The sequence below is a fragment of the Actinotalea sp. genome (genome assembly GCF_035443605.1).
GTDB lineage: Bacteria > Actinomycetota > Actinomycetes > Actinomycetales > Cellulomonadaceae > Actinotalea.
Genome location: NZ_DAORSQ010000098.1, coordinates 3,306 through 8,975, shown reverse-complemented (window position 1 = coordinate 8,975; position 5,670 = coordinate 3,306). Strand labels below are relative to the sequence as shown.

Here is a 5,670-nt window from a genome sequence, read left to right as displayed (position 1 = left end):
CGACTCCGAGGACGGCGACCGTTCCGAGGGCAGCAGCCGTCGTCGTCGCCGTCGTCGCCGGGGCGCCTCGGGCGACGGTGCCGACCAGGACGACCCGCCGAACACCGTGGTGCGCGTGCGCGAGCCGCGTCAGCGCTCCGCGTCGTCCGAGGTCACGTCCGTCAAGGGCTCGACCCGTCTCGAGGCCAAGAAGCAGCGCCGCCGCGAGGGCCGCGAGGCCGGCCGTCGCCGTCCGTCGATCCTCACCGAGGCCGAGTTCCTCGCCCGCCGCGAGGCCGTCGAGCGCGTGATGGTGGTGCGCCAGCGCGACGACCGCACCCAGATCGCGGTGCTCGAGGACGGCGTGCTCGTCGAGCACTACGTCAACCGCAGCACCGGCGGCTCGATGATCGGCAACGTCTACCTCGGCAAGGTCCAGAACGTGCTCCCGAGCATGGAGGCCGCGTTCGTCGACGTCGGCAAGGGCCGCAACGCGGTGCTCTACGCCGGCGAGGTCAACTGGGACGCGGCGGGCCTCGAGGGCCAGCCGCGCCGGATCGAGCAGGCGCTGAAGTCCGGCGACCCCGTGCTGGTCCAGGTGACCAAGGACCCGATCGGCCACAAGGGCGCTCGGCTGACCTCGCAGATCACCCTCGCGGGTCGCTACCTCGTCTACGTCCCGGCCGGCGGGATGACGGGCATCTCGCGCAAGCTGCCGGAGAACGAGCGCGCGCGCCTCAAGAAGATCCTCAAGGAGGTCGTGCCGGACGCCGCGGGCGTCATCGTGCGGACCGCGGCCGAGGGGGCGTCGGAGGAGGAGCTGCGCCGCGACGTGCAGCGGCTGCAGGACCAGTGGGCCGCCATCGAGAAGAAGGCCAAGGGCGCGACCGCGCCGGCCCTCCTCCAGGGCGAGCCGGACCTGGCCATCCGCGTGGTCCGCGACATCTTCAACGACGACTTCACGTCGCTCGTGGTGCAGGGTGACGCCGCGTGGGACCAGATCCACGAGTACGTCGACGCCATGGCGCCGGACCTCGCTGACCGGGTCAGCCGTTACGTCGGCACCGGCGACATCTTCGCGGAGCACCGGATCGACGAGCAGCTCGCCAAGGGCATGGACCGCAAGGTCTGGCTGCCGTCCGGCGGCTCGCTGGTCATCGACCGCACCGAGGCGATGACGGTCGTCGACGTCAACACGGGCAAGTTCACCGGCACCGGCGGGACGCTCGAGGAGACGGTGACGCGCAACAACCTCGAGGCCGCCGAGGAGATCGTCCGTCAGCTCCGGCTGCGGGACATCGGCGGCATCATCGTCATCGACTTCATCGACATGGTGCTCGAGTCCAACCGTGATCTCGTGCTGCGCCGGCTCGTCGAGTGCCTGGGCCGGGACCGGACCAAGCACCAGGTCGCCGAGGTCACCTCGCTCGGCCTGGTGCAGATGACCCGCAAGCGCGTGGGCCAGGGCCTCGTCGAGGCGTTCAGCGAGACCTGCGTGCACTGCAACGGCCGCGGCTTCCTCGTCCACGCAGAGCCGGTCGAGGCGCGGACGGGCGGCGAGTCCGTCGACGAGGCGCCCGAGGTGGGGCAGCCCCACGGCGAGCCCAAGCGCTCGCGCCGCAAGAAGCCGGCGACGGGTGCGGCCTCTGCCGTGACCGTCCCGGTGCTGCCCGAGGCCCGCGAGGCCGTCAAGGCGACCCTCGCGACGATCGCGGCGGCCGCGGCGCACGCCCACGAGCACGACCACGACCACGACGTCGTCGTGCCCGAGCCGACCGAGGTCGTTGAGCCGACCGAGCTCGAGCCGACCGAGCTCGAGCCGACCGAGCTCGAGCCGACCGAGCTCGAGCCCGTGGTCGAGGCAGAGCCCGTGGTCGAGCCCGTGGTCGAGGACGAGGCACAGGACCAGCACGACCAGCACGACCAGCACTAGGCGGTCGCGCGGGGTGCTCGTCATTTGACCAGCCGCCCTGCGCTCCGTACTCTGGAATGTCGGTGCGCTGCGTGCGCGCCGCCCCCACGTGCCCGCAGAGCCGTGGCCCGTCAGCGGCCCGGTCATCGTGTGCTGGGCCCGTCGCAGACGCGAGAACGACGTACGAGTAGAGATGAGCAGCAACGTGGTGTACGCGATCGTCAAGGCTGGTGGCCGCCAGGAGAAGGTGTCGGTCGGCGACGTCGTCGTCGTGGACCGGCTGTCCGGCAGCGCGGGCTCGACCGTGCAGATGCCCGTCCTCCTGCTCGTCGACGGGGAGAAGGTGACCTCGGACTCCGCCGCGCTGGCGAAGATCACGGTCACCGCGGAGATCGTGCGGGACGAGAAGGGCCCGAAGATCGACATCCTCAAGTACAAGAACAAGACCGGCTACCGCAAGCGCATGGGGCACCGGCAGAAGCTGACCCGCCTGAAGGTCACCGAGATCGCGTGACTCCCGGCGGCCCCGGCCGCTGAGCAGTCCTCCCCCTCCCCGTACAGCACGAAAGCAGGTCAGTCATGGCACACAAGAAGGGCGCCAGCTCCTCGCGGAACGGCCGCGACTCCAACGCGCAGCGTCTGGGCGTCAAGCGGTTCGGTGGCGAGGCGGTCAACGCCGGCACGATCATCGTCCGCCAGCGCGGCACGCACTTCCACCCCGGCGTCAACGTCGGCCGTGGTGGCGACGACACGCTCTTCGCCCTGGTCACGGGTGCCGTGAAGTTCGGTGTGCGTCGCGGCCGCAAGGTCATCGACGTCGTCGCGGCCGACGCCTGACCTCAGCTCTTCACGAAGGGGCGCACCGGTGCGGTGCGCCCCTTCGTCGTTCCAGCCGAGCTGCGTCCAGCAGCCCGTCCCCGCCTGACCCGTCACCCCCGGGTGACGACCCGCCGAGAGGAGCATCGTGGCCACGTTCGTCGACCGCGTCGTCCTGCACGCCCACGGCGGTGACGGTGGTCACGGTTGTGCGTCCATCCGCCGCGAGAAGTTCAAGCCGCTCGCCGGCCCCGACGGGGGAGACGGGGGCAACGGCGGCGACGTGGTGCTCGAGGTCGACCACCAGGTGACCACGCTGCTCGACTACCACCACTCGCCGCACCGGCACGCGCCGTCCGGCACCCAGGGGATGGGCGACGACCGCCAGGGCGCGACCGGCGCCGACCTCGTGCTCCCGGTGCCGGAGGGGACGGTCGTCAAGTCCCTCGACGGCGAGGTCCTGGCCGACCTCGTCGGCCCCGGCGCCCGCTACGTCATCGCCGCGGGCGGGCGGGGCGGGCTCGGCAACGCCGCGCTGGCCTCGCCGCGCCGCAAGGCCCCCGGCTTCGCGCTGCTCGGCGAGCCGGGCCGCAGCGGGGACGTCGTGCTGGAGCTCAAGACGATCGCCGACGTCGCCCTCGTCGGCTACCCGAGCGCCGGCAAGTCGAGCCTCGTCGCGGCGATCTCCGCCGCCCGGCCCAAGATCGCCGACTACCCGTTCACCACCCTGGTGCCCAACCTCGGTGTGGTGCAGGCCGGGTCGGCCCGCTACACCGTCGCCGACGTCCCCGGGCTCATCCCCGGCGCGAGCGAGGGCAAGGGGCTGGGGCTGGAGTTCCTGCGGCACATCGAGCGGTGCGCGGTGCTGGTGCACGTGCTCGACTGCGCCACCCTGGAGCCCGACCGCGACCCGATCAGCGACCTCGACGTCATCGAGGCGGAGCTCGCCGCGTACGCCGGGGACCTGGCCATCGCGGGCGGCGAGGTCCCGCTGACCGAGCGCCCCCGGATCGTCGTGCTCAACAAGATCGACGTGCCGGAGGCGCGGGACCTCGCCGACCTCGTGCGGCCGGAGCTCGAGGCGCGCGGCCTGCGCGTGTTCGAGATCTCCGCCGTCAGCCACGAGGGCCTGCGGCCGCTGACCTTCGCGCTGGCCGAGATGGTCGGCAAGATCCGCGAGGCGGCCCGTGGCCTCGAGCCCGCGCGGATCGTGCTGCGCCCCAAGGCGGTCGACGACGCCGGCTTCACCGTGACACGGCACGACGACGCCGACCGGACCTGGTTCCAGGTGCTGGGCACCAAGCCCGAGCGCTGGGTGCGCCAGACGCAGTTCTCCAACGACGAGGCCGTCGGCTACCTCGCGGACCGCCTGGCGCGCCTCGGCGTGGAGGAGAAGCTCTTCTCCGTCGGGGCCACCCCGGGCGCCGAGGTGGTCATCGGCACCGGCGACGACGCGGTCGTCTTCGACTGGGAGCCAACGCTGCTCACCGGCTCGGAGCTGCTCGGTGGCCCGCGCGGCACCGACCTGCGCCTGGACGACTCCAACCGGCCCACGCGCGCCGAGCGCCGCACCGACTACAAGGAGCGGATGGACGCCAAGGCCGAGGCCCGCACCGAGCTGTGGACAGAGCGCGAGGCCGGGCACTGGTCGGAGCCGGACAAGGACTGAGCGAGGTCGGTCTGCTGGCCGGACGGTCGGGGCTGTCCCGGCCGGCCCGGTCCGGCGCACCTAACCGACGTCGGCCCGCGCCAGCAGTGCCGCCGCGACCGCGCGCTCGAGGTGCTCGGCGCCGCGGGCGAGCGCCTCGGCCCGGGGCATGCCCGGTGGGGTGATCTCGACGACGTCGAGCACACCCAGCTCCAGCAGCGGCGCCGGGTCGAGCACCCGCCCGGCGAACGCGATGACCGGGACGCCGGCTGCCGCCGCGAGTCCCGCGACGCCGGCCGGGGTCTTGCCCCGGGCCGTCTGCGCGTCGACCGCACCCTCGCCGGTGAGCACGAGGTCCGCCCCGACGAGGCACTCCGCCAGGCCCACGGCCCGCGCGACCAGCTCGACCCCCGGCACCAGCCGGCCGCCGAGGGCCAGCAGCGCGGCCCCCAGGCCGCCGCCAGCCCCTGCCCCCGGCACCGCAGCGACGTCGTGCCCGACGGCGGCGTGCAGCGCGGACGCGAGGCGGGCGAGGCCGGCCTCCAGCACGGGCGCTCGCACGGCGTCGACCCCCTTCTGCGGCCCGAACACGGCGGTGGCTCCCGCCGGGCCGAGGAGGGGGCTCGTGACGTCGCACGCGACCAGCAGGTCGAGCCCGGCGAGGCGCGCGTCGAGCCCTGTGAGGTCCACCGAGGTGACCGCGGCCAGAGCGGGGGCGCCGTGGGCCACGAGCGCGCGCCCCTCCGCGTCGCGCAGCACGGCGCCGAGCGCCCGCAGCAGCCCCGCGCCGCCGTCGTTGGTGGCCGTGCCGCCCAGGCCGACGACGACGCGCCCTGCCCCCTGGTCCAGCGCGTCGAGGAGCAGCAGCCCGGCGCCGGCGGACGTGGCCGCCAGCGGTTCGCGCTCCGCCGGGTCGATCCGGGCCAGCCCGATCGCCGCCGCGACCTCGACGACGGCGATCGACGCCCCACCGTCGGTGCCGCCGGGCGCCGCCACCAGGCCGTAGGTCGCCCGCACCGGCCTGCCCAGCGCGTCGAGCGCGTCCACGGTGCGCAGCTCCCCGCCGAGCGCGTCGACGACGGCCTGGGCGGTGCCCTCGCCGCCGTCGGCCATCGGGACGCGCACGCACGTCGCGTCCGGGTGCACCCGCCGTACGCCGCGCTCCATCGCGGCGACCGCCTGCGCGGCCGTCATCGACTCCTTGAACGAGTCGGGGGCCAGGACGATCTTCACGAGGGGCTCCGTCGGCCGGCAGGGGTGCGCACGTCACCCTGGCTGCGCCGCCGCCGACGTGTCAACGCGCGGCCGGGCGCGG

The 5,670-nt window shown here is 73.9% G+C and carries 5 protein-coding genes; 4 read left to right on the top strand and 1 reads right to left on the bottom strand.

All coding sequences use genetic code 11. The annotated features are described in order from the left end of the window. The 4 genes from PKY62_RS10625 to obgE form a co-directional block, all read left to right on the top strand. The coding region (locus PKY62_RS10625; RefSeq protein ID WP_324536746.1) for an Rne/Rng family ribonuclease at positions 1-1,912 on the top strand (1,912 nt) is incomplete at its 5' end. 184 nt (positions 1,913-2,096) lie between these two features. Further along, positions 2,097-2,405 carry a 50S ribosomal protein L21 gene (rplU, locus tag PKY62_RS10620; RefSeq protein WP_324536748.1) on the top strand — a complete coding sequence of 103 codons (309 nt, stop codon included), beginning with the start codon at positions 2,097-2,099 and terminating at the stop codon, positions 2,403-2,405. A gap of 65 nt (positions 2,406-2,470) precedes the next feature. Continuing rightward, complete coding sequence (gene rpmA, locus PKY62_RS10615) at positions 2,471-2,728, top strand: 50S ribosomal protein L27 (RefSeq protein ID WP_324536744.1); 258 nt, start codon at positions 2,471-2,473, stop codon at positions 2,726-2,728. Positions 2,729-2,855: 127 nt separating this feature from the next. Then, complete coding sequence (obgE, locus tag PKY62_RS10610) at positions 2,856-4,376, top strand: GTPase ObgE (protein ID WP_324536742.1); 1,521 nt, start codon at positions 2,856-2,858, stop codon at positions 4,374-4,376. Between the two features lie 60 nt (positions 4,377-4,436). On the opposite strand, the gene PKY62_RS10605 is transcribed toward obgE, so the two are convergent. Then, complete coding sequence (locus PKY62_RS10605) at positions 4,437-5,588, bottom strand: glycerate kinase (RefSeq protein WP_324536740.1); 1,152 nt, start codon at positions 5,586-5,588, stop codon at positions 4,437-4,439. Between the last annotated feature and the right edge of the window lie 82 nt (positions 5,589-5,670).